Consider the following 24,379-nt stretch of genomic DNA (forward strand, 5'->3'; position numbering starts at 1 on the left):
AAGAAAGAAATGAGATACTTAACAGCCGGAGAATCACACGGCCCGCAGCTGACGACAATTATAGAAGGTGTGCCTGCGGGGCTTTATATAACTGAAGAAGACATTAATTTTGAGCTTGCCAGACGTCAAAAAGGGCACGGCCGCGGACGCCGCATGCAGATTGAAACGGACAGAGCGAAGATCACAAGCGGCGTGCGGCATGCCCGGACACTCGGTTCACCCATCGCGCTCGTTGTAGAGAATAAAGATTGGACTCACTGGACAAAAATCATGGGCGCCGCACCGATTACAGAAGAAGAAGAAAGTGAAATGAAACGCCAGATTTCAAGACCGAGACCGGGACACGCAGATTTGAACGGAGCTATTAAGTATAATCACCGCGATATGAGAAATGTGTTAGAACGATCTTCCGCGCGTGAGACAACGGTTCGAGTGGCTGCCGGAGCCGTCGCTAAAAAGATTTTAGCGGAGCTTGGCATTAAAGTCGCCGGACACGTCCTGCAAATCGGCAGCGTAAAAGCAGAGAAAACCGATTACACATCCATTGAGGATCTCAAACGGGTAACGGAAGAATCACCGGTCAGATGCTACGATGAAGAAGCAGGCCGTCAAATGATGGCAGCCATTGATGAAGCGAAGGCAAACGGCGACTCGATCGGCGGAATTGTTGAAGTGATCGTCGAAGGTATGCCGGTCGGTGTCGGAAGCTATGTCCATTATGACCGTAAGCTTGACAGCAAGCTCGCTGCAGCCGTTCTGTCGATTAACGCGTTTAAAGGCGTAGAGTTCGGCATCGGTTTTGAAGCGGCCGGCAAAAACGGCAGTGAAGTTCATGATGAAATCGTATGGGATGAAGAGAAAGGCTATACACGCGCCACAAACAGGCTCGGAGGATTAGAAGGCGGTATGACGACGGGAATGCCGATTGTCGTCCGCGGCGTCATGAAACCGATCCCTACTTTGTATAAGCCGCTGAAAAGCGTCGACATTGAAACGAAAGAACCGTTTACAGCGAGCATTGAACGTTCAGACAGCTGCGCGGTTCCGGCAGCAAGCGTAGTGGCTGAAGCTGCAGTGGCCTGGGAAATCGCAAATGCCGTCGTAGAACAATTCGGGCTTGACCAGATCGACCGCATTAAAGAAAATGTTGAAAACATGAAAAAACTATCGAGGGAATTCTGATGAAAGAGCTTGAGGTTCGGACAGCTTCCTCCGCATATCCCGTGTATATCGGTGAAGGCATAAGGAAACAGGCCGCTGCTCTTTTGTCTTCACTGAACAGGCCGCTGACAAAGATCCTTCTCGTCATCGATGCTGAAGTTGACCGGCTTTACGGCGATGAGATGTTCCGGCTTTTAAACGAAACATGGCCCGTGAAAAAAGTAATCGTTCCAAGCGGAGAAGAAGCGAAGTCTCTAAAAGAGTATGAACGGATTCAAACGGAAGCGATCGCTTTCCATATGGACCGCTCCTCATGTATGATCGCCTTCGGAGGCGGCGTGACGGGTGATTTGACCGGCTTTTGCGCAGCGACTTTTATGCGAGGAATTGATTTCATTCAAATGCCGACGACACTGCTTGCCCATGACAGCGCGGTCGGCGGCAAGGTGGCCGTCAACCATAAACTCGGAAAGAACTTAATCGGCGCGTTTTATCAGCCGAAAGCTGTGATTTACGATACGGAGCTTCTGAAAACCCTGCCGGAACAAGAGCTGAGATCGGGCATGGCTGAAGTGATCAAACACGCGTTTATCGCCGATGATGCTTTTTTAGAAAAACTTCTCACGTTTGACACGTTGCAAGGACTGACAAGCGCTGAGCTGAATGAAATGATTTATAAAGGAATTTCAATCAAATCGGCCGTCGTGCGTGAGGACGAAAAGGAAGAGGGGATAAGAGCTTTTCTGAATTTCGGCCATACGCTCGGCCATGCCGTTGAGGCGGAATACGGCTACGGCCGGATTACTCATGGAGATGCGGTCGCCCTCGGCATGCAGTTTGCCCTTTACGTGAGTGAACAGGTTGCGGGTTGCAAGATGAACAGGAAAGAACTCACACAATGGCTGATTGGGCTCGGCTACCCGGGAAGCATCAGACAAGATATTGAAACGCCGGTTCTCTCCGCCCGGATGATGAATGATAAAAAAACGCGCGGAGGCATGACACAGTTCATCGTGTTAAAGGAATTAGGCGAAGCGCGGGACTGCATGCTTTCAAAAGATGAGCTCGAAAATTTGCTGAACAAATGGCGAATGGAGGAAACAGCATGATGATACGCGGCATTCGCGGAGCAACAACGGTGGAACAAGACACCGAACAAGAAATTTTAGAAAAAACACAGCAGCTGCTTGAAAAAATCATTGAACAAAATGGATGCAAGCCGGAAGACGTTGTACAGATCCTGTTATCCGCCACGCCTGATATCCATTCCGTATTTCCGGCAAAAGCGGTCCGCCGCCTTTCCGGGTGGCAGTACGTCCCGGTGACGTGCATGCAGGAAATGGATGTCACCGGCGCTCTGCAAAAGTGTATCCGTGTCCTGATGACGGTTCAGACGGATACGCCTCAGGATGAAATCAAGCATGTCTATTTAGAAAAAGCCGTTGTGTTAAGGCCGGATTTATCATTGACAAAAAATACTGACATGTAATACGATAAACAAAGCTTAGAAATACACAAGAGTGTGTATAGAGCTGGTAAGTAAGATATTGAACAGTTGAGTTTAGAATAGGGTAGCAGAGAATGAGTTTAGCTGAGCTGAGATAAACACGTTTTTATTCTGCCCAAAAGAAGCCTTTCTTTTGGGTTTATTTCTTATACGCAAGACTCCTCTCACTCTTCATCTCATTCTCCTTACCGTAAGGAGGAGAATCATGAATTTACAATCGGATGTTTCTTTATTTTTAAAGGACAGTCTGACACACCGCACCATTCCAATCGCAGAGACTTTTACGGTCGACACGATCACACCCATTCAGATGGTTGAAAAACTGGACAGAAACATTACGTATCTTTTAGAAAGCAAGGATGAGTCGTCAAGCTGGTCGAGATACTCTTTTATCGGCCTCGATCCTTTTATCACGATTAAAGAGAGTCATCACACATTCACTGCCGCTGATCCAAACGGGCATACGCTGTTTGAAGCCGGAGAATTAAAAGCCGTGCTTGATTGGATGAATGAAAGCTTCCGCATTAAAACACCCGAGCTTGATATCCCGTTTTCGGGAGGGGCGGTCGGTTATCTGAGCTATGACATGATTCCTTTGATTGAGCCTTCCGTGCCGAGCCACGCGAAAGAAACAGATTTCGAAAAATGCATGCTGTTTGTCTGCCGGAAAATCATCGCGTACGACCACGAAACGAAACAAGTGCATTTCATTCAATATGCGGCGCTTAACGGCCGGGAGACGGAGGAAGAAAAGCGGGCCGTTTTTAAAGAAAATTGCGCGGAGCTTCGTAAGCTTATCGGTATTTTGACAGAACCGAAAGATATGAAAGAGCCGTTTTTTTCTAAAGAATCATTTGAAACGCCAAGTTTTGCCGATGTGACATCCAATTATACAAAAGAAGAGTTTATGGCCGGCGTCGATAAACTGAAAGAATATATAAAAGCCGGAGACATTTTTCAAGGGGTGCTTTCGCAAAAGTTTGACATTCCGGTATCCAGACATTCATTTGAGCTGTACAGGGTGCTCCGCATCGTCAATCCTTCACCTTATATGTACTATATCAAACTGCCTGACAGAGACATTGTCGGGAGTTCGCCTGAACGTCTGATCCGCGTGGATGACAGGCACCTGGAAATTCATCCGATTGCCGGAACGAGAAGAAGGGGCGCCGGAAAAGAAGAGGACGATCGCCTCAAAAAAGAGCTGATGAATGACGAAAAAGAGAAAGCTGAACATTATATGCTCGTCGATCTTGCGCGCAATGACATCGGCAGAGTTGCGGAGTACGGTTCCGTAGCCGTTCCGGAATTCACAAAGGTCGTTTCTTTTTCACATGTGATGCACATCATCTCTGTTGTAACCGGCCGTTTAAAACAGGGCGTCCATCCGGTTGATGCGCTGATGTCGGCATTCCCGGCAGGAACACTCTCGGGCGCTCCGAAAATCCGCGCGATGCAGCTTTTAAATGAATTAGAACCGACTTCCAGAGAAACCTACGGCGGATGTATCGCTTATATCGGATTTGACGGGTCAATTGATTCGTGTATCACCATCCGCACCATGAGTGTCAAAAACGGTACGGCGTCGGTGCAGGCGGGCGCGGGAATAGTCGCTGATTCCGTCCCGGAAGCCGAATATGAAGAGAGCTGTAACAAAGCGGGGGCGCTTTTAAAAACGATTCAAATCGCAGAAGACATCTTTTCTGGCAGGGAGGAGAAGACGGATGAACAAATTTCTGCAATCGTGCGTTAATGGCCGCACGCTGAAAACCGGAGAAGCCGAACAGCTGATGGAGATGATGATGAACGGGGCCATGTCGCAGTCTGAGATCGGGGGGATTTTATCGGTATTAGCCCACCGGGGTGAAACGGCGGAGGAGCTTGCCGGATTTGTAAAAGTGATGCGGGCGCGGGCACAGACGGCGGGTGGCTTGGCGGATGTCGTTGATACGTGCGGAACAGGCGGAGACGGGATTTCTACGTTTAACATATCCACGGCAGCGGCGATTACAGCTTCTGCCGCCGGAGCTAAAGTTGCCAAGCACGGAAATCGCTCCGTTTCGTCTAAAAGCGGCAGCGCGGATGTGCTGGAAAAGCTGGGGGTTTCCATTCAAGCCACTCCAGAAAGCGTCAAACGCAGCATTGAAATGAAACAAATGGGGTTTTTGTTTGCGCCGCTGTTTCATTCGTCAATGAAGCACGTCGCCGCCGCAAGAAAAGAGCTTGGCTTCCGAACCGTATTTAATCTGCTGGGCCCGCTCAGCAACCCGCTGCAGGTGAAGCGGCAGGTGATCGGCGTCTATTCATTTGATAAAGCGCGCCTGATGGCAAGCGCTTTGGAACAATTTGATGTCAGACACGTCATGCTTGTGTCGGCGCGTGACGGATTAGATGAACTGTCCATCACAGCACCGACCGATATCATTGAGCTGAAAAACGGTGAACGTCTGGAATATTCCGTTTCACCTGAACAATTCGGTTTTGCAGAAGGTTCATTGAAGGATATTCAAGTGAGTTCATCGGAAGAAAGCGCGCTTCTCATTCAGAATATTTTTGCAAATAGAGCTCCGTCATCCGCTCTGCATATTACCGCCTTAAATGCGGGCGCGGCCATTTATACGGCAGGTCTTGCAAACGATCTGAAAGAAGGAACGAAAACAGCCTTAGAAGCGATTCAAAACGGAGATGCCAAAAGGCAGCTCGAACGTCTGAAACAGAAAGAGGAAGAAATGTATGCTTGATCAAATCATTCTGCAGAAAAAAGAAGAAATCAAATCCATCGTGCTGCCGGAAACCTGTCAAATTGAACGGAGATCCTTTAAAGAAGCGCTCCTGAACCCGAACCGTTTTATCGGGCTGATTGCCGAAGTGAAAAAAGCTTCGCCGTCTAAAGGATTGATTAAAGAGCATTTTGTTCCGGAAACGATTGCGGCGGATTATGAAGCGGCTAAAGCCGACGCCCTTTCGGTTCTCACGGATACCCGTTTTTTTCAGGGGAGAAATCAATTTCTGACAGATGTTAAACAAACCGTGTCTCTTCCCGTGCTGAGAAAAGATTTTATTATTGATTCCCTTCAGGTGGAGGAATCGTTCAGGATCGGCGCCGATGCCATTTTGCTGATCGGGGAAGCGCTGGAACCTTCAGAGCTTCATGAGCTTTATTTGGAAGCCCGCGAGAAGGGCATGGACGTTCTCGTTGAAGTCCATGATGAAACTGTGCTTGAACGGATTTTACAAGTGTTTCAGCCGGACATTCTCGGCATAAACAACCGGGACTTAAAAACGTTCCGTACTTCTGTTTCGCAAACGGAAAAAATAGCGCAGCTTGTGCCGGACGGCTGCCTGCTGGTCAGCGAAAGCGGCATCGGTTCTTTGGCTGACCTGCAATTCGTCAACAAGCACGGGGCGCAGGCTGTATTGGTCGGAGAATCCTTAATGAGAGAGGATTCGCAGCAAAAGGCGATCCGCGGACTGTTCGGAGAGTGACGATATGAAAAAGCCTGAGTTAAAGTACTGCGGAATACGATCGAAGCGTGATTATGAACTTGCGGCAGCTTCAGAAGCGGATTATCTGGGATTTATTTTTGCCGCAAGCAAACGGAGAGTAACGCCGGATGAGGTCCGGAAATGGAAAGAGCAGGTCCGGACAGACAAGAAACATGTCGGAGTATTTGTAAATGAAACGATAGAAAACATCGCGCAAATCGCATCTGATCTGGCACTTGACGTCATCCAGCTTCACGGTGATGAATCGCCTGAGGATGCCCTTCGCCTCCGTCCGCTTGTGCGCTCGGAAATATGGAAAGCGCTCCATCACGGGGAAGGGACGCTCCGTCAGATGGCTCAATTTACACCTGCTGTCGACGGCTATGTCATTGATTCTTCAGTGACAGGAATGAGAGGCGGAACGGGAATCGCGTTTTCATGGGCCCGTGTCCCCTTGTACCGAAAGCAGGCTCAAAATGCAAGCAAGCGCTGTTTTATTGCGGGCGGTGTTAATCCTGAAACGATTACCGGCTTACTGAGATCGCGTCCGTGCGGTATAGATCTTGCCAGCGGAATTGAAAAAAACGGACACAAGGATCAAACACTGATCCGGCTTTTAGAAGAAAGGATGAACCACTATGTATCCATATCCAAATGAAATCGGAAGATACGGCGAATTCGGCGGCAAATTTGTCCCTGAAACATTGATGCGGCCCCTTGAGGAAATCGAAACGGCTTTCACAGAATTAAAAAATGATCCTGTTTTTCATGCCGAATATAAAAAACTATTGTTTGATTACTCCGGAAGACCGACTGCATTAACGTTCGCAGACAGGGTGTCAGAGTATTTGGGAGGGGCGAAAATCTATCTGAAAAGAGAAGATTTAAACCATACCGGCTCTCATAAAATTAACAACGCGTTAGGCCAGATTCTGCTTGCTAAAAAGATGGGCAAAACGAAAATCATCGCCGAAACCGGTGCGGGACAGCACGGTGTGGCTGCCGCGACAGCCGCCGCAAAATTCGGTTTTAAATGTACGGTTTTTATGGGTGAAGAAGACGTTGCGCGCCAGTCGCTGAACGTATTCCGGATGAAACTGCTCGGCGCGGAAGTGGTGCCGGTCACAAGCGGCAACGGCACGCTGAAAGATGCGACGAATGAGGCAATCAGGTATTGGGTCCAGCATTGTGAAGATCATTTCTATCTTATCGGTTCTGTAGTGGGTCCGCACCCATATCCGTATATCGTTCGCGAATTTCAGAAAATCATCGGCGAGGAAGCGAAAGAACAGCTCCGCCGGGTTGAAGGAACGCTCCCGGACAAGGTTGTTGCATGTGTCGGCGGCGGAAGCAATGCGATGGGCATATTTCAGGCCTTTTTAGACGAAGATATTGAGCTGATCGGCGCCGAGGCGGCCGGAAAAGGGATTGATACGCCGCTGCATGCGGCAACGATCGCAAAAGGGACGCTCGGGGTGATTCACGGATCAATGACCTATTTAATACAAGATGAATACGGGCAGATTATCGAACCGTATTCCATTTCAGCAGGCCTTGATTACCCGGGGATCGGCCCTGAGCACGCCTATCTGCACAAAAGCGGCCGTGTAACGTACAAAAGCGTGACAGACGATGAAGCGATTGCCGCGTTACGTCTGCTTTCTGAAACAGAAGGTATTCTTCCGGCTATTGAATCTGCCCACGCCCTGGCAAAAGCGTTCGAAATGGCAAAGGACATGGATAAAGACAAAATCATTCTCGTCAGTTTGTCGGGAAGAGGAGATAAAGACGTTCATACGCTGATGAATGTTTTGGAAAACGGGGTGGAGACACATGTTTAATCTGCGAGATTCTGAAAAATTGTTTATCCCTTTTATCACAGCGGGCGATCCGCTTCCTGACATTTCTGTTGAACTGGCAATATCATTACAGAATGCAGGCGCTTCTGCTCTTGAAATCGGCGTTCCTTACACAGATCCGCTTGCGGACGGACCCGTCATACAACGGGCTTCAAAACGGGCTCTGGAAAACGGAATGAATATCGTAAAAGCCATTGAACTTGGCGGCAAAATGAAAAAAAACGGCGTTCATATTCCAATTATCCTCTTTACGTATTATAATCCTGTGTTACAATTAGAAAAAGAATACTTTTTCGCTTTACTGCGGGAAAACGACATAGACGGCCTGCTTGTACCCGACCTTCCATTAGAGGAAAGCGCCCTTTTGCAAATGACATGCAAAAAGGAGAACATCGCTTATATCTCGCTGGTTGCGCCGACAAGTGAAGACCGTTTGAAAATAATTACTGAACAGGCCTGCGGCTTTGTGTATTGTGTATCCTCTTTAGGAGTGACGGGCGTACGCAGCGAATTCGATCCGTCTGTATACTCTTTCATTCGTAAGGTGAAAGAATTCAGCTCTGTTCCGGTGGCGGTCGGTTTTGGCATTTCAAACCGCAAACAGGTTGACGGGATGAATGAAATATCTGACGGTGTCGTTGTCGGCAGCGCGCTTGTCAAAAAAGTTGAAGAGCTTAAAACAAAGCTTGTGAATCCCGGCACAAGAGCTGATGCGCTTCTTGAATTTGAAGAATACGCAAAGACGTTCGGACGACTGTACAGTGTAAAATGAGGTGACTGGATTTGCAGATTAAAGAACAGCTGCGGCAGCTGAAACCGTATCAGCCGGGCAAACCAATAGAAGAAGTGAAAATGGAATACGGGCTTGAAAAAGTAGTAAAACTCGCTTCTAACGAAAATCCGTTCGGCTGTTCACAGGCCGCAAAAGATGCGCTGCATCAGGAGATTGAGCAGCTTGCGCTGTATCCCGACGGTTACAGTGCCGCTTTGAGAACGCGGCTCAGTGAGCATCTGCAGGTCAGTGAATCTTCGATCATTTTCGGCAACGGCTCTGATGAGCTAGTGCAGATTATCTGCCGTTCTTTATTAAATGATCAGGCAAACACGATTACCGCCGCCCCGACTTTCCCGCAATACAGACACAATGCGGTGATTGAAGGCGCTGAGGTGCGCGAGGTGCCGCTCCGCAGTGACGGCGCTCATGATTTGGACCGGATGCTGGAAGCAATTGACGGCGAGACGAAAGTCATATGGGTATGCAACCCCAATAATCCGACGGGGACATATACTTCTGAGCAAGAGCTAATTGCCTTTTTAAACAGAGTTCCCGAGCATATACTCGTTGTACTTGATGAAGCGTACTACGAGTATGTTACGGCGGACGATTACCCTGAAAGCATTCCGCTTTTAAAGCAATATCCGAATGTCATGATCCTCCGCACCTTCTCTAAAGCGTACGGACTTGCCGCGCTGCGTGTCGGATACGGCATTGCGGACGAAGCGCTGATCCGCCAGATTGAACCGGCGAGAGAGCCGTTCAATACGAGCAGAATCGGTCAGGCTTCGGCACTGGCAGCGCTTGACGACCACACATTTATTCAGGAATGCGTCGAGAAAAATAAAGCGGGCCTTAAGCAGTATTATGATTTTGCGGAAACTCACGGATTAACTTGTTATCCTTCACAAACCAACTTTGTGCTCATTGATTTTAACCGTCCGGCGGATGAACTGTTCCAAGCCCTGTTGGAAAAAGGATATATCGTCCGTTCAGGACAGGCGCTCGGATTTCCGACAGCGTTAAGGATTACGGTCGGTACGAAAGAGCAGAATGAGGAAATTCTCACAATCTTAGCTGAAATATTATAAGAGGTGATCAAGCATCACCTCTTTGCTCTATTAAAATAGTTGAAAAAGGAAATGAGTGAAATGAAGGATACTATATTGCTTGCGGGGATCGGGCTGATCGGCGGATCGATCGCATTGGCCATCAAAAAGGAGCATCCGCATAAACGGATTATCGGTGTGGATATTTCGGAAGAACAGCTCACTGCCGCGCTGAAGCTCGGAATTATTGACGAGCGGGCCGGCTCATTGACGGAAGGGGCGCAGCAAGCGTCTGTTGTCATTATCGCCACGCCTGTCGCCCAAACGCTGAAAATGCTCGATATGCTGGCCGCATCAGACATCACCCATGAACTCCTGATTACGGATGTGGGCAGCACGAAACAGAAAGTCGTCAGCTACGCCGATAAAGTGCTTCCGGCTCATTATCAATTTGTCGGCGGCCATCCGATGGCGGGGTCTCATAAATCCGGGGCCGCTGCCGCCAAAGAATTTTTATTCGAAAATGCGTTTTACATTTTAACACCCGGAAAATCAACTTCTAAAGAGTCAGTAACGCATCTGAAGGAGCTTTTGAAAGCGGCAAACGCCCACTTTGTGGAGATGACTCCCGAGGAGCATGACGGCGTAACGAGCGTCATCAGCCATTTCCCTCATATCGTTGCTGCAAGCCTCGTCCATCAGGCTCATCATTCTGAAGAAAATTATCCGTTTTTGAAGCGTTTCGCAGCCGGCGGTTTTCGGGACATCACCAGAATCGCCTCAAGCAGTCCGGCGATGTGGAGGGACATACTTCTTCATAACAAAGATAAACTGCTTGACCGCTTCAAAGAATGGAAACGGGAGATTGACACGATCGAATCTTATGTAGAAAATGAAGATGCGGACAGCCTGTTCGGATATTTTAAAAAAGCGAAAGATTATCGCGACGGCCTGCCGCTCCGTCAAAAAGGAGCGATCCCGTCCTTTTATGACCTTTATGTCGATGTTCCCGATCATCCGGGGGTCATTTCGGAAATTACGGCGATACTGGCAGAAGAAAAAATCAGTATCACCAACATCCGCATTATCGAAACAAGAGAAGATATTAACGGAATTCTCAGAATCAGTTTCCAGACTGATGATGACCGGAAGCGCGCGGAAACCTGCATTCAATCCCGCGCCAAATATGACACATTTTACGCTGACTGAGGTGGAAAACATTGAAAAGAGAAAAAGTGACGTCTTTAAACGGTGAAATTCATATTCCGGGGGATAAATCCATCTCCCACCGTTCTGTTATGTTCGGAGCGCTTGCGGAAGGAACGACAACGGTAAAAAACTTTTTGCCCGGAGCCGATTGTCTGAGCACCATTGCCTGCTTCAGAAAAATGGGTGTCTCCATTGAACAAAACGGAAGTGATGTAACGATATACGGAAAGGGCATTGACGCACTTTGTGAGCCTGACAGCCTTCTTGATGTCGGAAATTCCGGCACGACCATCCGCCTGATGCTCGGCATTTTAGCCGGACGCCCATTTCACAGTACGGTAGCGGGCGACGAAAGCATTGCAAAGCGCCCGATGAAGAGGGTGACGGAGCCTTTAAAACAGATGGGAGCCGCGATTGACGGAAGAGCGGACGGAGGGTTTACGCCTTTATCCGTAAGAGGCGGACAATTGAAAGGCATTGATTACGTCTCCCCTGTTGCAAGCGCGCAGATCAAATCTGCCGTGCTGCTTGCCGGATTGCAGGCTGAAGGGACGACGACCGTCACTGAGCCTCATAAATCAAGAGACCATACGGAACGGATGCTGAACGCTTTTGGCGCCGAGCTTGCGGAAACGGAGACGAGGGCTTCCGTAACGGGCGGTCAGAAACTTCGGGGAGCCGATATTTTCGTGCCCGGCGATATTTCTTCAGCGGCCTTTTTCCTCGCGGCAGGCGCTGTCGTTCCCGGAAGCCGGATTGTGCTGAAAAACGTCGGCCTGAACCCGACACGCACGGGAATGATTGATGTCTTAAAGCAAATGGGGGCTTCACTTGAAGTGATTCCTTCAGAAGCGGACAGTGCGGAGCCTTACGGAGACCTGGTTATTGAAACCTCAGCTCTGAAAGCGGCAGAAATCGGCGGAGAAATCATTCCCCGTTTAATTGACGAGATCCCGATTATCGCCCTTTTGGCAACGCAGGCTGAAGGCACAACTGTCATTAAAGACGCTGCGGAGCTGAAGGTGAAGGAAACGAACCGGATCGACACCGTCGTATCAGAGCTCCGGAAAATCGGCGCAGACATTGAACCGACTGAAGACGGCATGAAAATACACGGCAAAAAAACGCTTGCGGGCGGAGCCGATGTGTCAAGCCACGGCGACCACCGCATCGGCATGATGCTCGGTATCGCTTCATGCCTGACAGAAGAGCCGATCGACATCCGTGATACAGAGGCGATCCATGTCTCATATCCGACATTCTTTGAGCATTTAGATCAATTAGCCAAAAAAGCCTGAAGACGATTCTTCGGGCTTTTTTCTTCATGTGTCATAAAATCTTGGGCTTTGACATAGCTTGTCTTAAACAGAAAACTAAAAGAAAGGGGGAATGCGTTTTCGTTACAGAAACAGCCGGAACAAATTGCGCTGTTTGCGTATAAAGATGCCGTCCCCTTTTTTGCCGTTTTCCTCTTAACCATTTTCTGATAAACTATAATGCCGGGTGAAGCATCTTATTTGCGGGCAGGCCCTGTCTGAATTATGATAAGAATAACCCGAATAAAAACCCTTTTCATTTGGTTGATGAGGTATAGGAAAAGAAAGGACCGGTCTGATTTGAATACATTGATTCAAGAAGCCATAAAATTAGTTGAAGCAGGTGAAACCGAAAAGGGACTCAAAGCGCTTTCAAAAGCTGAAACAGAGCTCCATGACGAAGACAAAGCCATTGCAGCCCAGCTCTACTATGAATGGGGAAACGCCGAAAAAGCGTTAGCGCTGATCAGTGATCTGCATGACCTCTATCCGGATGAGTCTGAGCTGACGAATTTTTACGCCGAATTGTTAATAGATATTGATGAAGAAGAAAAAGCTCTTGAGGTGCTGGAGACGATTTCTCCGGAAGACCCGTCTTACGCGGAAAGCCTCCTTTTAATGGCTGATCTGTATCAGATGCAGGGCTTATTTGAAGTAAGTGAGCAAAAGCTGTTACAGGCGAAAGCGATGTTACAAGATGAACCTGTTATTGATTTCGCTCTGGGGGAATTATACTTCACTCAGGGATCATATGCAAAAGCCGTTCCTTACTATGAAGAGACGGCAAAAGAACGGCACGAAATCGGCGGCGTAAACGTTCATCAGAGGCTGGCTGAGTCATTGAGCGCGGCGGGTGAATTTGAGGAAGCGATTTCATGGTATGAAAAAGCGGCGGCAGAACATACAGAACCGAATACGATTTTCGGGTACGGGTTCACAGCCTATCAGGCGGGAATGGTCAAAACAGCCATCAAGCAGCTGTCTGATTTAAAAGGGCTTGATCCTTCCTATTCATCGCTTTATATGCCGCTTGCAAAAAGCTACGAGGCAGAAGGCATGTATGAAGATGCATTAAAAACCGCTAAAGAAGGTATTACTTACGATGAATACAATAAAGAGCTTTTTCTCTATGCGGCGAAAATGGCGTTAAAGCTCGGCAGCGAAGAGGAAGGCAAAAAGCTTCTTCAGGAAGCGCTGGCGCTCGATCCGGGTTACGTGGAAGCGCTCCATACGCTTTTAGCCGTCTATCATAAAGAAGAAAGCTTTGAAGAGATTATTGATCTGATTCAGGAAGTCCGCGGCTACGGAGAAGAAGATCCGAAATACAATTGGTATTTGGCGGGGGCCTATACAGGCCTGGAGCAATACGCTGAAGCGAAAAAAAGCTTCGAAGCTGCGTATCTCCATTATCAGGATGATCGGGATTTCTTATATGAATACGCTCACTTCTTATTGGAAGAGGGTCTCCAGAAAGAAGCGCTGCCGCTTTTAAAACAAGTGCTTTCAATGGATGGAACAAACGAAGAGCTTGAAGAAACAATCTTACGGATAGAGGATGAATTTTTAAGATAAGCAGGATTTTGGACCATGCTTGCTGAATGTATAAGTGATGTCAGATTATACGATCGATAGAGGAGGGAATTACATGCAGACCCCTGTTTCTGTCAATGAAAAAAAGGATTTTATCCGTTGGTTTTTAAATCATTATCAGCTTAAACGCCGGGAGTGCGTCTGGATTTTAAATTATTTAATGAGTCATGATTCATTAATGGAAAAAGTCCATTTTGTAGAACAAGCCGAATTTTGCCCGAGAGGCATTATCATGTCTACTCATTGCGTTGATGAGGTGCCGTTTAGGTTTTACAAAGAAAATGTCATGACTACGGACGCGGAAAAATCTTTTCACGACATCCGGTTAAATAAACAGCAGGATTTATTTATCCAGCTGAATTTCCGTTCGGCCTACAGCTCACCGGAATATGCCGCTGTTCTTGAATCAAATCCGCATCTGCCGAAAGACCTGTTTGAAAATAAACAGGATCAGGGGATGGCTGAAAAAATATTAGAACATGCCATTTCCACTTTCCAGCGGGAAAAGCTGCTTAAAGATATCGACGAGGCGCTGGACCGCCACGACAAAGAAACATTTGAAAAGCTTTCCCGCCAATTGAATCAGCTCACATAAATGACAGCCTTGCAGAATATGCAAGGCTTGTTGCGTAAAGAGGAGGAACGAGACATGAGATGGAGGGCCGCTGATGCCGATGCCTATTTACAATCTGCGGATTACATTGATACCGCTGTCATTCCGTTAATTTCCATAACGTCTTCAGGAGGCTTAAAAGAGGCCGTTGAACAGGGGGAAAGCACCCAATTGCTTTCTGAAGAGCTTGAGCGCCAATTGAAGGGACGGGTATATTTATTCCCCTCTTATACATATGTTGATATAGACCAATCACAAATCGCCCTGCTTCAAAAACTCAAAGAAGAGGTGATGACCAACTTCAGGCACGCCTTGTTCCTGACGGCAGACGAAAAATGGAAGGATTCTGAAATAGGGTCTGATGTCATATACATACCTGCCGTTCCGTTTGAACATATGAAAGACTCTTTAAAGAGAAAAATTGCGGATGACAAGTGCGGAGAAATTTTGAACGTTTTGTTACAGAAGTGGAACAATTCTTAAAAACTCCAGGCATCCTGCAAAACACCCGTTTTGCCTCTGTTGACCTTGCTGAAAGATTCATATATTATGAGGGTGTCAAACCTCAGAATTATTTTCTATTTTAGTTAATTTTTGGTCAATCTTTAGGGGGGAAAGAGATGGGCGGAAAACAAGATATATCAAGAAGACAATTTTTAAACTATGCGCTCACCGGCGTGGGGGGATTTATGGCCGCCAGTGCGCTTATGCCTATGGTCCGTTTTGCGCTGGATCCGGTATTAAAACCGACGGGAGATCAAAAAATGGTGCAGGTTGTCAGTGTGGATGAGCTGACGAAGGAGCCGAAGCGGTTTGACTTTAAAATTCATCAAGTCGACGCCTGGTACGAATCGGAAGAATCCAGGTCAGCCTGGGTTTACAAGCATGGGGATGAAATTATAGCGCTTTCTCCGATCTGCAAGCATTTGGGCTGCACCGTAAACTGGAACAATGATCCTAAAAATCCGAACAAATTCTTTTGTCCCTGCCATTACGGGCTGTATGAAAAAGACGGCACGAACGTTCCGGGCACGCCGCCGCTCGCGCCTCTTGACCGTTATGAGCAAAAAGTAAAGGACGGCTTTTTGTATCTTGGAAAAGCAAAGCCTAGGGGGGAAGGGTGACATGCTGAATAAAATTTATGACTGGGTGGATGAACGTCTCGATATTACGCCGATGTGGCGGGATATCGCCGACCATGAAGTGCCGGAACATGTAAATCCCGCTCACCATTTCTCGGCTTTTGTCTATTGTTTCGGCGGTTTGACGTTTTTTGTAACCGTTATCCAAGTGCTCTCCGGGATGTTTTTAACGATGTATTATGTGCCGGATATAAAAAACGCGTGGGAATCTGTGTATTATTTGCAGAATGAAGTCGCTTTCGGGCAGATTGTAAGGGGTATGCACCATTGGGGCGCAAGTTTAGTCATCGTGATGATGTTTTTACATACGCTGCGGGTTTTCTTTCAGGGAGCTTATAAAAAGCCTCGGGAATTGAACTGGATCGTCGGTGTTCTGATCTTTTTTGTGATGCTCGGTCTCGGATTTACAGGGTATTTGCTTCCGTGGGATATGAAGGCGCTGTTTGCGACAAAGGTAGGTCTTCAGATTGCCGAGGCGACGCCATTGATCGGAGCGCAGGTGAAAACTCTTCTTGCCGGCCACCACGATATTGTCGGCGCTCAAACGCTGACGAGATTTTTTGCGATTCACGTATTTTTTCTCCCTGCCGCTTTGTTTGCGCTCATGGGCGCCCACTTTGTTATGATCCGCAAGCAGGGAATTTCAGGACCGCTTTAATACAAATCTGATATAAAAGGGAGGGGATGACATGCACCGGGGGAAAGGAATGAAGTTTGTAGGAGATTCAAGGATACCGGCTGAAAAAAAACCGAATATACCGAAAGACTATTCAGAGTATCCTGGAAAGACAGAGGCGTTTTGGCCGAACTTTCTGCTGAAAGAATGGATGGTCGGGGCCGTTTTCCTCGTCGGGTTTCTCGTTTTAACGATTGTGCACGAGCCGCCTTTGGAACGGGTGGCGGATCCTACGGATACAGGGTATATTCCGCTGCCGGATTGGTATTTTCTATTTTTATACCAGCTTTTAAAATATGAATATGCCGCAGGGAGCTACACCGTTATCGGAGCGATGATTATACCGGGGCTTGCCTTCGGGTCGCTGCTTTTGGCTCCGTTTCTCGACAGGGGGTCTGAAAGAAGGCCGTGGAAGCGTCCGGTTGCCGTCGGGATGATGCTTTTGGCGCTTTGCGCTACGGTCTTTTTAACGTGGCAGTCAGTCGCGACACATGACTGGGCGAAGGCGGAGGAGCAAGGGAAAATTAAAAAAGAAGCCGCCATTGATACTGAATCAGACGGTTATAAGGTATTTAAAGAACAAGGCTGTATTTCCTGTCACGGGGATAATCTTCAAGGGGGGGGCGCCGGTCCGTCCCTGGTCGATAACGGGCTGAGCCCGGAAGAAATTAAAAAAATCGCCGTCAAAGGGAAAGGGCAGATGCCAGCCGGTATTTTTAAAGGGAATGACAAACAGCTTGATCAGCTGGCGAAGTTCATTTCTGAAACGACAGCGAAATAACGTATTGTGAAGTAGACAACAGCAGGATATACTTTATGAAAAGAGCTGACCGGATGTCAGCTTTTTTTGCATGATACATACTTTTTACGGACTGAGAGTTGATGGTATGAGGTGGATTTCTTATCTTTTAGGGTTGCGCGGCATGCTTCTGCTTGTTCTTGCCGTTAATTTTATCGGTACGGTGTACGGCTATTATTGGTATGTGCCGCAGCTTGCGGACACGCCGTTCCGATTTCTGATATTTGTGCCTGACAGCCCGACGGCGACGTTTTTCTTCCTGTTTGTGCTTCTGGCATTTCTCATGAGAAGAAACGCGCCGCTGTTTGAAGCGCTGGCTCTTGTAACCCTTGTAAAATACGGGCTGTGGGCGGTCGGAATGAATGTCTTTGTGCTGGTCAAAATGGGGCAGATGCCTTGGGAAGGGTACATGCTGATTGCTTCACATTTTGCCATGGCCGTTCAAGGCGTTTTATACAGCCCGTATTTTCGGTTCCGGTTATGGCATCTTGCCGTTGCCGCTGTTTGGACGCTTCATAATGACGTCATTGATTATCTTTTCGGCATGATGCCCCGCTACTCAATGCTCAATGACTATATGCAAGAGATCGGCTATGCTACATTCTGGCTGAGCATATTTTCACTCGGCCTTGCATACTATTTGGTGATTTCTAAAAGACGGATAAAGCTTGACTTACACTGATAGAATCTTGGTCTAACCTTGTCCCGCTCCTCATATTCTGTAAAGAGAAGGAGTGGGAGGGACCTCTATGAAACGAAAGCTGACGATCTGTCTTTTACTTGCTCTTATGTGTTTCATCACAACTGCCAAAGCTGAAGATGAGGGCGGTCTCAAGGAACTGAACGACCTTTCGGATACCGTTTTCCAAATGACGCGGCATTCGCAGTATGATGAGGCTCTGCAAGTGCTTGGCTACTTTAAGAAAAAAATGACACACGTAAACTCACTGAGCGGCGCCGAAGTCAGGCAGGTGACTCTGGGTTTCAATGATTTAGTGCGCGTCCTGAAACAGGCAGACGCCTCAGATACCGAAAAAATCCGGGCAGCCGCCCAGTTCAGGTTGGTAATGGATGCGATGGAAGACCACTCCGATCCGCTGTGGGGTTCGCTTGAAAGACCGATTATGGCGACATTCAGCGCCTTAAAAGAAGATGTCAGCGGAAACGGAAGTGGAAATTTCAATGAAAAGTGGAATGAATTTATATCATTATATGATTTAATTTATCCCAGCCTGACAATGGATGTGTCGGCCGGCCAGCTTGATACGGTGGCGAAACATATCGAGGTGATTGAGCAGGAAGGGTTTCAGCAGATGACAAAAGGAACAAAGCTTGAGCGTCTGACGCTCCTGCAGCAGGATTTAAAGCGGGTTTTTGACAAGGTGGAGCGGGATGACGCTGACCCTTCGCTGCTCTGGGTCATTCTGACAACAGGCGGTATCATTATTACTGCGCTGACATATGTCGGCTACCGAAAATACAGAGCGGAAAAAAAGAAAGAGAAAAAGCGTGAGTATCCTAAGTCTAAATAAACACAAATTGCTGTAAAGGAGCTAAGTCAGTGAAAAAACTCATCCAGCAATTGGCTTCAAAACACCTCCCGCAGCCGATCAGAGGCAGAAAAGGGGCGACTGACGAAGGACCGCGAAACCTCGCGCGTGACTTCCAGAATCCTGACATGCTCGTTCCGCCTTCAACGGATGCAGGAACGGTTCAAAACTTGAAATTCTCATTTTCTGATACGCATATGAGGCTTGAAGACGGCGGATGGTCCAGAGAGGTGACGGTCAGGGAACTGCCGGTATCCAAAAACATCGCGGCGGTGAACATGAGGCTGAAACCGGGAGCTGTGCGGGAGCTTCATTGGCATAAAGAAGCCGAATGGGGATATGTGATTAACGGAGGAGTACGTTTAACTGCGGTCGATCAAAATGGGCGGAATTTTATTGATAACGTAAGTGAAGGGGACCTGTGGTATTTTCCTTCCGGCATTCCTCATTCCATTCAAGGATTAGAGCAGGGAAGTGAGTTTTTGCTCGTCTTTGATGACGGCTCTTTTTCAGAAAACAGCACCTTTTCAGTAACGGACTGGTTTGCCCACACCCCGCGCAGCGTGCTGGAGGCGAACTTCGGTGTTCCGGGTTATGAGCTGGCTTACATTCACAAGAAAGAGCGTTATATGTTCCAGTTGGAAGCGCCGCCCCCAATTGAGCGGGCAGCAGTCTCTTCCCCGGAAGGCCCCGTTTTAGAGCCGTTCAGCTACAAGCTTTCCCGGCAGGAGCCTCTTGTTACCAGCGGGGGAAGAGTAAAGATTGTCGATTCAAAAACGTTTAAGGTGTCAAAAACGATTGCTGCAGCTCTTGTGGAGGTCGAACCCGGAGGCATGAGAGAATTGCATTGGCACCCGAATACGGACGAGTGGCAGTATTACCTTTCAGGAGAAGCGAAAATGACGGTGTTTGCGGCGGAGGGAAGAGCGCGGACATTTAACTATCAAGCGGGTGACGTAGGATATGTTCCTGTTGCAATGGGACATTATGTTCAGAATACCGGTGACACCGTGCTTCGCTTTCTGGAAATCTTCAAAAGCGACCGTTTCGAAGACGTCTCCTTAAACCAATGGCTGGCACTGACGCCGCAGCGCTTCGTCGAGCAGACGCTCAATGTCAGTCCGGCATTCGCCCGCCGATTGAAAAAGAAAAAATCACCGGTTGTCAAATGGAAACACGAACAGTAAAGGCGGCAAAAGCCGCCTTTTTATTATCGTCTGATCGGATTTTTATTTTCATCAAGCGTAAATCCTTCGCCGAGCACATCATGGACGTCGCTTACTGCAACAAAGGCGTGCGGGTCAACGGAAGTGATGACGCTTTTCAAAAGCACAATTTCGTTTTTCGGAACGACGCAGTAAAGAACGTCCCTGTCTTCTTTTGTATATGATCCCTGTCCTTTTAAAACGGTGACGCCGCGCTCCATCTCTTCAATGATTTTTTGCTGGATCAAATCGTTTTTCGAAGAAATAATCGTTGCCCCTTTTGCGGCATAGCCGCCTTCCTGTATAAAATCAATCAATCTCGCAGCGACAAAAACGGCTACAAGCGTGTACATCGCTTCCTTGTAAGAAAGATACGTAAACAAAGAAAGCAGAATGACACAGGCGTCAAAGGCAAACATCGTCCGGCCCATCGGGATTCCGAAAAATTTGTTGATCAGCCGAGCGATGATATCGACCCCGCCCGTCGTGCCGCCGTATTTAAAAATAATGCCGAGACCCGCGCCGATAAATACACCGGCGAACAAGGCGGCCAGCGCTAAATCATGCGACAGCGGCATATGAATTTCGTAGCGCTGAAAAACACTCAGAAAAACGGAAAGAGAGACGGTGCCGATCAGGGTATAGACAAACATCGTCCGGCCGAGCATACGCCAGCCGATGAAAAAGATAGGAATGTTTAATACCAGGTTGGAAATAGAAGGGCTGATGTGGAATAACGCATATAAAAGCAGCGTAATGCCGGTAAATCCGCCTTCCGCCAAATTGTTCTGCATATTAAAGTGAACCAGTCCGAATGAAAAAACAGCGGCGCCGATTAAAATAAAGCAAATGTTTTTGATTCTGATTTCTCCAAGCATTGCATCAAACCCCTTTTCCTTCCATAAGATTGCGTAAATATTATAGTGGATACAAAAGAAAACAGCAAACTGCCGTTTTTAACATTTGTCAAATGTACTTGAATTAGCTAACATGGAAGAGATGACAGGAGGTATTCGCACAGTGAGTGACAAAACGATGAAAGACTTACAAGCTGAGGTCGATGAATATATCGGCCAATTCAAAGAAGGCTATTTCAGCCCGCTTGCCATGATGGCCCGTCTCACGGAAGAACTGGGCGAACTTGCAAGAGAAGTCAACCATTATTATGGGGAAAAGCCGAAGAAAACGACGGAAAATGAGAAAAGCATGGAAGAGGAAATGGGCGATGTGCTGTTCGTTCTGATCTGCCTCGCCAACTCCCTTGATATTTCATTGGAGGAAGCTCATAACCGCGTCATGCATAAATTTAATACACGTGATAAAGACCGCTGGACTAGAAAAGAAGAAGGAAAGTAGGAGAAACCATGTCAAATGAAACCATTAAAGTCGTCATTGCCGGACCGAGAGGCAGAATGGGCCAGGAGGCCGTAAAACTTGCCGTCCGCACGCCTCATTTTGAGCTTGTCGGCGCCATTGACCATACATACGATCAGCAAACATTACGGGAAGTGATGTCAGCTGATTCAGACGCTCTTATTTATACGGATATCCGCGCATGTTTCCAAGAAACAAAACCGGATGTGCTGATCGATTTGACAACGCCTGAAATCGGCAAAAAACATACGAAAGCCGCTCTTGAACACGGCGTCCGCCCCGTTGTGGGAACGACCGGATTTTCTGAAGCGGATTTAGAGGAGCTTCAAGCCTTGACTGAAGAAAAAGGAATCGGCGCCATCATCGCTCCGAATTTTGCATTGGGCGCGGTGCTGATGATGAAGTTCTCACAAATGGCCGCCAACTATTTTGAAGATGTAGAAATCATTGAGCTTCATCATGATCAAAAGCTGGATGCCCCGAGCGGAACGGCGCTGAAAACAGCGGAAATGATTTCAAGCGTCCGTACAGAAAAGCAGCAGGGCCATCCTGATGAAAAAGAAATTCTGCCGGGCGCCCGCGGTGCTGAATTAAACGGCATCCGCCTTCACAGCGTGCGTCTGCCGGGCCTTATCGCCCACCAGGAAGTCATGTTCGGCATGGACGGCCAAACGCTGAAACTGCGCCATGACTCCTATAACCGGGCTTCCTTTATGTCAGGAGTGAAGCTGTCAGTGGAGCAAGTGATGAAAATCGACCAGCTTGTATACGGACTCGAAAATATTATCGACTGAATCGGCAAGGGGGAGAACATCAAATGAAAATTGCTTTGATTGCTCACGATAAAAAAAAGCAGGATATGGTTCAGTTTACGACCGCATATAAAGATATATTGAGCCATCATGAGTTATACGCGACGGGTACGACAGGCTTAAAAATCCAGGAAGCGACCGGATTGTCCGTTGAACGTTTTCAATCCGGCCCGCTCGGCGGAGATCAGCAAATCGGCGCATTGATTGCGGCAAACGCCCTGGATCTCGTCATTTTTCTGCGCGATCCGTTAACTGCGCAGCCTCACGAACCGGATGTCTCCGCGCTGATCCGGCTGTGTGACGTATACGCGATCCCGCTCGCCACAAATATGGGAACAGCGGAAATCCTCGTCCGGACGCTGGACGGCGGGGCATTTGATTTCCGCAATCTTGTGCGCGGAGGAGAGCCGAATGTCTGAACACGTTGATATCCTGGCGTTCGGCGCCCATAGTGATGATGTCGAGATCGGTATGGGCGGCACGATCGCAAAATTTACGGCTCAAGGAAAAACCGCGGTGATATGCGATTTGACCGAGGCCGAACTATCATCTAACGGAACGGTAGGGATAAGAAAAGAAGAAGCGGCAGAGGCGGCACGAATTCTCGGCGTAAAAGAGAGAATCCAGCTTACGCTTCCCGACCGCGGGCTTTTGAAAAGTGAGGACGGCATCCGCCGGATTGTCAGTGTCATCAGAGCCTGCCGGCCGAAAACCGTTTTCATGCCTTATCCGAAAGACCGCCATCCTGACCACGGCAATGCGGCGGCTTTGGTCGAAGAAGCGGTGTTCTCGGCGGGAATTCATAAATACAGAGATCATCAGGAACTGCCGGCTCATAAGGCTCAGCGCGTATACTATTATATGATCAACGGGTTTCACCGTCCGGACTTTGTAATCGACATAACGGAAACCATCGATCTGAAAAAAGAAAGCCTGCACGCTTATCAAAGCCAGTTTATTCCTACGGCGCAGTCAGTGAACACACCGCTGACCAACGGTTATATCGAAATGGTGGAAGCGCGGGAAAGACTGTATGGCAAAGAAGCCGGGACGGGGTATGCTGAAGGCTTCTTTTCAAAACAGCTTCCCGTTTTGAATGATGATGTTTTTGGGGGCGGACAATGAGACCATTAAAAATAGGGATTACATGCTACCCGAGTGTCGGAGGCTCGGGTATTATTGCGACGGAACTCGGCAAGCTGCTTGCGGAAAAAGGGCACCAGGTTCATTTCATCACATCAAGCATCCCGTTCAGATTAAATACATATCATCCGAATATTCATTTTCATGAGGTGGAAGTCAATCAATACGCGGTATTTAAACATCCGCCTTATGACCTTACACTGGCGAGCAAAATCGCCGAGGTGGCCGCGAGGGAAAATCTTGATATCATTCACGCGCATTATGCGCTGCCGCATGCGGTATGCGCTTATCTAGCCAAACAGATGCTCAAGCGTGACATCGGGATCGTGACGACGCTTCACGGTACAGACATCACCGTTTTAGGATATGATCCGTCATTAAAAGATTTAATCCGTTTTGCCATCGAAGCGTCCGACAGAGTGACGGCGGTATCAACCGCGCTTGCCGGAGAAACATATGACTTAATCAAGCCGGATAAAAAAATTGAGACCATCTACAACTTTATTGATGAACGTGTTTATCTTAAGAAAAATACAGAGAGTATAAAAGAGAAACATGGTATTTTGCCGGATGAAAAGGTCGTCATCCATGTTTCGAACTTCAGAAAAGTAAAACGTGTTAAAGATGTCATCCGCGTTTTCCGTAATATCGCAGCCAACACAAAGGCGAAGCTCCTGCTTGTCGGTGACGGGCCGGAAAAGTGCGTCGCTTGGCAGCTTGTCGAAAAATACGGACTGCAGGATCAAGTGCTGCTCCTCGGAAATCAGGACAGGATGGAAGAGCTGTATTCCATCAGCGATCTTAAGCTTCTTCTGTCTGAAAAAGAAAGTTTCGGACTCGTCCTCCTTGAGGCGATGGCCTGCGGCGTGCCGTGCATCGGAACAAATATCGGCGGCATCCCGGAAGTGATTAAAGATCAAGTAAGCGGTTTTCTGGTGGAAGTCGGCGATATTCAGGCGGCATCTGAAAAAGCGCTTGCCGTTTTAGAAGATAAACAGCTCAGCAAACGATTGACTGATCATGCGCTGAAAATGGTGGAGACCTCCTTTTCTTCGCAAAGAATCGTCAGTCAGTATGAACGGATTTATGACGAATTGGCAGGACCGGAGTGAT

27 protein-coding genes are annotated in these 24,379 nt (G+C 47.9%); 26 read left to right on the top strand and 1 reads right to left on the bottom strand.

Features of this window, described 5'->3' with window-relative positions:
* The first annotated feature begins 9 nt into the window (after positions 1 to 9).
* From aroC to C5I45_RS08885, 21 genes are all read left to right on the top strand, one after another.
* Complete coding sequence (gene aroC, locus C5I45_RS08785; protein ID WP_003153459.1) at positions 10 to 1,182, top strand: chorismate synthase; 1,173 nt, start codon at positions 10 to 12, stop codon at positions 1,180 to 1,182.
* Positions 1,182 to 2,270 carry a 3-dehydroquinate synthase gene (gene aroB, locus C5I45_RS08790; RefSeq protein ID WP_025852696.1) on the top strand — a complete coding sequence of 363 codons (1,089 nt, stop codon included), beginning with the start codon at positions 1,182 to 1,184 and terminating at the stop codon, positions 2,268 to 2,270. The genes aroC and aroB overlap by 1 nt, the downstream gene beginning before the upstream one ends.
* Complete coding sequence (aroH, locus tag C5I45_RS08795; protein WP_003153463.1) at positions 2,267 to 2,650, top strand: chorismate mutase; 384 nt, start codon at positions 2,267 to 2,269, stop codon at positions 2,648 to 2,650. The genes aroB and aroH overlap by 4 nt, the downstream gene beginning before the upstream one ends.
* 223 nt (positions 2,651 to 2,873) lie before the next feature.
* The gene (trpE, locus tag C5I45_RS08800) at positions 2,874 to 4,421 is read left to right on the top strand and encodes an anthranilate synthase component I (protein WP_025852693.1); all 1,548 of its coding nucleotides are present in this window, start codon (positions 2,874 to 2,876) and stop codon (positions 4,419 to 4,421) included.
* Positions 4,393 to 5,409 (top strand): anthranilate phosphoribosyltransferase, encoded by a 1,017-nt coding sequence (gene trpD / locus C5I45_RS08805; RefSeq protein ID WP_025852691.1) that lies wholly within the window; start codon positions 4,393 to 4,395, stop codon positions 5,407 to 5,409. Before trpE ends, trpD begins: the two co-directional genes overlap by 29 nt.
* Positions 5,402 to 6,154, top strand: a complete 753-nt coding sequence (trpC, locus tag C5I45_RS08810; protein WP_025852689.1) for an indole-3-glycerol phosphate synthase TrpC — start codon at positions 5,402 to 5,404, stop codon at positions 6,152 to 6,154. Before trpD ends, trpC begins: the two co-directional genes overlap by 8 nt.
* 4 nt (positions 6,155 to 6,158) lie before the next feature.
* On the top strand, positions 6,159 to 6,812 hold the full coding sequence (locus C5I45_RS08815) for a phosphoribosylanthranilate isomerase (protein ID WP_014305306.1): 654 nt from the start codon (positions 6,159 to 6,161) through the stop codon (positions 6,810 to 6,812).
* Positions 6,793 to 7,995, top strand: coding sequence for a tryptophan synthase subunit beta (gene trpB, locus C5I45_RS08820; RefSeq protein ID WP_025852687.1), 1,203 nt, complete (start codon positions 6,793 to 6,795; stop codon positions 7,993 to 7,995). The genes C5I45_RS08815 and trpB overlap by 20 nt, the downstream gene beginning before the upstream one ends.
* Positions 7,988 to 8,785 (top strand): tryptophan synthase subunit alpha, encoded by a 798-nt coding sequence (trpA, locus tag C5I45_RS08825; RefSeq protein ID WP_007612229.1) that lies wholly within the window; start codon positions 7,988 to 7,990, stop codon positions 8,783 to 8,785. The genes trpB and trpA overlap by 8 nt, the downstream gene beginning before the upstream one ends.
* A gap of 11 nt (positions 8,786 to 8,796) precedes the next feature.
* A complete protein-coding gene (hisC, locus tag C5I45_RS08830) occupies positions 8,797 to 9,879 on the top strand; it encodes a histidinol-phosphate transaminase (protein ID WP_003153476.1) in 1,083 nt (360 codons plus the stop codon).
* Between the two features lie 51 nt (positions 9,880 to 9,930).
* A complete protein-coding gene (locus C5I45_RS08835; protein WP_024085534.1) occupies positions 9,931 to 11,046 on the top strand; it encodes a prephenate dehydrogenase in 1,116 nt (371 codons plus the stop codon).
* Positions 11,047 to 11,057: 11 nt separating this feature from the next.
* Positions 11,058 to 12,344 carry a 3-phosphoshikimate 1-carboxyvinyltransferase gene (aroA, locus tag C5I45_RS08840; protein ID WP_107994335.1) on the top strand — a complete coding sequence of 429 codons (1,287 nt, stop codon included), beginning with the start codon at positions 11,058 to 11,060 and terminating at the stop codon, positions 12,342 to 12,344.
* Between the two features lie 318 nt (positions 12,345 to 12,662).
* On the top strand, positions 12,663 to 13,934 hold the full coding sequence (locus C5I45_RS08845) for a tetratricopeptide repeat protein (RefSeq protein ID WP_017418032.1): 1,272 nt from the start codon (positions 12,663 to 12,665) through the stop codon (positions 13,932 to 13,934).
* Positions 13,935 to 14,007: 73 nt separating this feature from the next.
* Positions 14,008 to 14,547: a ReoY family proteolytic degradation factor gene (locus C5I45_RS08850; RefSeq protein ID WP_003153482.1), complete on the top strand. Its 540-nt coding sequence runs from the start codon at positions 14,008 to 14,010 to the stop codon at positions 14,545 to 14,547.
* A 54-nt stretch (positions 14,548 to 14,601) separates the two neighbouring features.
* Entirely contained in the window at positions 14,602 to 15,048 is a 447-nt protein-coding gene (locus C5I45_RS08855; RefSeq protein ID WP_003153483.1) for a YpiF family protein, read from the top strand.
* Positions 15,049 to 15,185: 137 nt separating this feature from the next.
* Positions 15,186 to 15,689 (top strand): Rieske (2Fe-2S) protein, encoded by a 504-nt coding sequence (locus C5I45_RS08860; RefSeq protein ID WP_003153484.1) that lies wholly within the window; start codon positions 15,186 to 15,188, stop codon positions 15,687 to 15,689.
* A 1-nt stretch (position 15,690) separates the two neighbouring features.
* Positions 15,691 to 16,365: a menaquinol-cytochrome c reductase cytochrome b subunit gene (gene qcrB, locus C5I45_RS08865; RefSeq protein ID WP_003153485.1), complete on the top strand. Its 675-nt coding sequence runs from the start codon at positions 15,691 to 15,693 to the stop codon at positions 16,363 to 16,365.
* Between the two features lie 31 nt (positions 16,366 to 16,396).
* The gene (locus C5I45_RS08870) at positions 16,397 to 17,164 is read left to right on the top strand and encodes a menaquinol-cytochrome c reductase cytochrome b/c subunit (protein WP_003153486.1); all 768 of its coding nucleotides are present in this window, start codon (positions 16,397 to 16,399) and stop codon (positions 17,162 to 17,164) included.
* Positions 17,165 to 17,270: 106 nt separating this feature from the next.
* Positions 17,271 to 17,864, top strand: coding sequence for a lipoprotein heptaprenylglyceryl N-acetyltransferase LhaT (locus tag C5I45_RS08875; RefSeq protein ID WP_024085533.1), 594 nt, complete (start codon positions 17,271 to 17,273; stop codon positions 17,862 to 17,864).
* Positions 17,865 to 17,931: 67 nt separating this feature from the next.
* Positions 17,932 to 18,714 (top strand): sporulation protein YpjB, encoded by a 783-nt coding sequence (gene ypjB / locus C5I45_RS08880; RefSeq protein ID WP_014305298.1) that lies wholly within the window; start codon positions 17,932 to 17,934, stop codon positions 18,712 to 18,714.
* Between the two features lie 29 nt (positions 18,715 to 18,743).
* Entirely contained in the window at positions 18,744 to 19,919 is a 1,176-nt protein-coding gene (locus C5I45_RS08885) for an oxalate decarboxylase family bicupin (RefSeq protein ID WP_107994336.1), read from the top strand.
* 23 nt (positions 19,920 to 19,942) lie between these two features.
* Here the strand turns inward: C5I45_RS08885 and C5I45_RS08890 are convergent, their stop codons facing one another.
* Positions 19,943 to 20,815 (bottom strand): YitT family protein, encoded by an 873-nt coding sequence (locus tag C5I45_RS08890; RefSeq protein ID WP_003153493.1) that lies wholly within the window; start codon positions 20,813 to 20,815, stop codon positions 19,943 to 19,945.
* A 142-nt stretch (positions 20,816 to 20,957) separates the two neighbouring features.
* Between C5I45_RS08890 and C5I45_RS08895 the strand changes: the two genes are divergently transcribed.
* Genes C5I45_RS08895 through bshA form a run of 5 tightly spaced genes read left to right on the top strand, consistent with a single transcriptional unit; the run spans position 20,958 to position 24,378 of the window.
* Positions 20,958 to 21,293: a nucleotide pyrophosphohydrolase gene (locus C5I45_RS08895; protein WP_003153495.1), complete on the top strand. Its 336-nt coding sequence runs from the start codon at positions 20,958 to 20,960 to the stop codon at positions 21,291 to 21,293.
* Positions 21,294 to 21,301: 8 nt separating this feature from the next.
* Positions 21,302 to 22,105 (top strand): 4-hydroxy-tetrahydrodipicolinate reductase, encoded by an 804-nt coding sequence (dapB, locus tag C5I45_RS08900; protein ID WP_003153497.1) that lies wholly within the window; start codon positions 21,302 to 21,304, stop codon positions 22,103 to 22,105.
* A gap of 23 nt (positions 22,106 to 22,128) precedes the next feature.
* Positions 22,129 to 22,542 carry a methylglyoxal synthase gene (mgsA, locus tag C5I45_RS08905; RefSeq protein WP_003153499.1) on the top strand — a complete coding sequence of 138 codons (414 nt, stop codon included), beginning with the start codon at positions 22,129 to 22,131 and terminating at the stop codon, positions 22,540 to 22,542.
* Entirely contained in the window at positions 22,535 to 23,248 is a 714-nt protein-coding gene (gene bshB1, locus C5I45_RS08910; protein ID WP_003153501.1) for a bacillithiol biosynthesis deacetylase BshB1, read from the top strand. The genes mgsA and bshB1 overlap by 8 nt, the downstream gene beginning before the upstream one ends.
* Complete coding sequence (gene bshA / locus C5I45_RS08915; protein ID WP_107994337.1) at positions 23,245 to 24,378, top strand: N-acetyl-alpha-D-glucosaminyl L-malate synthase BshA; 1,134 nt, start codon at positions 23,245 to 23,247, stop codon at positions 24,376 to 24,378. Before bshB1 ends, bshA begins: the two co-directional genes overlap by 4 nt.
* The last annotated feature ends 1 nt before the right edge of the window (position 24,379 follow it).

It is taken from the genome of Bacillus sp. ZY-1-1 (genome assembly GCF_003047165.1).
GTDB classification, from domain to species: Bacteria; Bacillota; Bacilli; order Bacillales; family Bacillaceae; genus Bacillus; species Bacillus velezensis.

What these genes read in the sequence shown, in the direction of transcription:
- aroC (WP_003153459.1), top strand. Translation starts at nt 10, where the DNA reads ATGAGATACTTAACAGCCGGAGAATCACACGGCCCGCAGCTGACGACA.
- aroB (WP_025852696.1), top strand. Translation starts at nt 1,182, where the DNA reads ATGAAAGAGCTTGAGGTTCGGACAGCTTCCTCCGCATATCCCGTGTAT.
- aroH (WP_003153463.1), top strand. Translation starts at nt 2,267, where the DNA reads ATGATGATACGCGGCATTCGCGGAGCAACAACGGTGGAACAAGACACC.
- trpE (WP_025852693.1), top strand. Translation starts at nt 2,874, where the DNA reads ATGAATTTACAATCGGATGTTTCTTTATTTTTAAAGGACAGTCTGACA.
- trpD (WP_025852691.1), top strand. Translation starts at nt 4,393, where the DNA reads ATGAACAAATTTCTGCAATCGTGCGTTAATGGCCGCACGCTGAAAACC.
- trpC (WP_025852689.1), top strand. Translation starts at nt 5,402, where the DNA reads ATGCTTGATCAAATCATTCTGCAGAAAAAAGAAGAAATCAAATCCATC.
- C5I45_RS08815 (WP_014305306.1), top strand. Translation starts at nt 6,159, where the DNA reads ATGAAAAAGCCTGAGTTAAAGTACTGCGGAATACGATCGAAGCGTGAT.
- trpB (WP_025852687.1), top strand. Translation starts at nt 6,793, where the DNA reads ATGTATCCATATCCAAATGAAATCGGAAGATACGGCGAATTCGGCGGC.
- trpA (WP_007612229.1), top strand. Translation starts at nt 7,988, where the DNA reads ATGTTTAATCTGCGAGATTCTGAAAAATTGTTTATCCCTTTTATCACA.
- C5I45_RS08835 (WP_024085534.1), top strand. Translation starts at nt 9,931, where the DNA reads ATGAGTGAAATGAAGGATACTATATTGCTTGCGGGGATCGGGCTGATC.
- C5I45_RS08850 (WP_003153482.1), top strand. Translation starts at nt 14,008, where the DNA reads ATGCAGACCCCTGTTTCTGTCAATGAAAAAAAGGATTTTATCCGTTGG.
- C5I45_RS08855 (WP_003153483.1), top strand. Translation starts at nt 14,602, where the DNA reads ATGAGATGGAGGGCCGCTGATGCCGATGCCTATTTACAATCTGCGGAT.
- C5I45_RS08860 (WP_003153484.1), top strand. Translation starts at nt 15,186, where the DNA reads ATGGGCGGAAAACAAGATATATCAAGAAGACAATTTTTAAACTATGCG.
- qcrB (WP_003153485.1), top strand. Translation starts at nt 15,691, where the DNA reads ATGCTGAATAAAATTTATGACTGGGTGGATGAACGTCTCGATATTACG.
- C5I45_RS08870 (WP_003153486.1), top strand. Translation starts at nt 16,397, where the DNA reads ATGCACCGGGGGAAAGGAATGAAGTTTGTAGGAGATTCAAGGATACCG.
- C5I45_RS08875 (WP_024085533.1), top strand. Translation starts at nt 17,271, where the DNA reads ATGAGGTGGATTTCTTATCTTTTAGGGTTGCGCGGCATGCTTCTGCTT.
- ypjB (WP_014305298.1), top strand. Translation starts at nt 17,932, where the DNA reads ATGAAACGAAAGCTGACGATCTGTCTTTTACTTGCTCTTATGTGTTTC.
- C5I45_RS08890 (WP_003153493.1), bottom strand. Translation starts at nt 20,815, where the DNA reads ATGCTTGGAGAAATCAGAATCAAAAACATTTGCTTTATTTTAATCGGC.
- dapB (WP_003153497.1), top strand. Translation starts at nt 21,302, where the DNA reads ATGTCAAATGAAACCATTAAAGTCGTCATTGCCGGACCGAGAGGCAGA.
- mgsA (WP_003153499.1), top strand. Translation starts at nt 22,129, where the DNA reads ATGAAAATTGCTTTGATTGCTCACGATAAAAAAAAGCAGGATATGGTT.
- bshB1 (WP_003153501.1), top strand. Translation starts at nt 22,535, where the DNA reads ATGTCTGAACACGTTGATATCCTGGCGTTCGGCGCCCATAGTGATGAT.
- bshA (WP_107994337.1), top strand. Translation starts at nt 23,245, where the DNA reads ATGAGACCATTAAAAATAGGGATTACATGCTACCCGAGTGTCGGAGGC.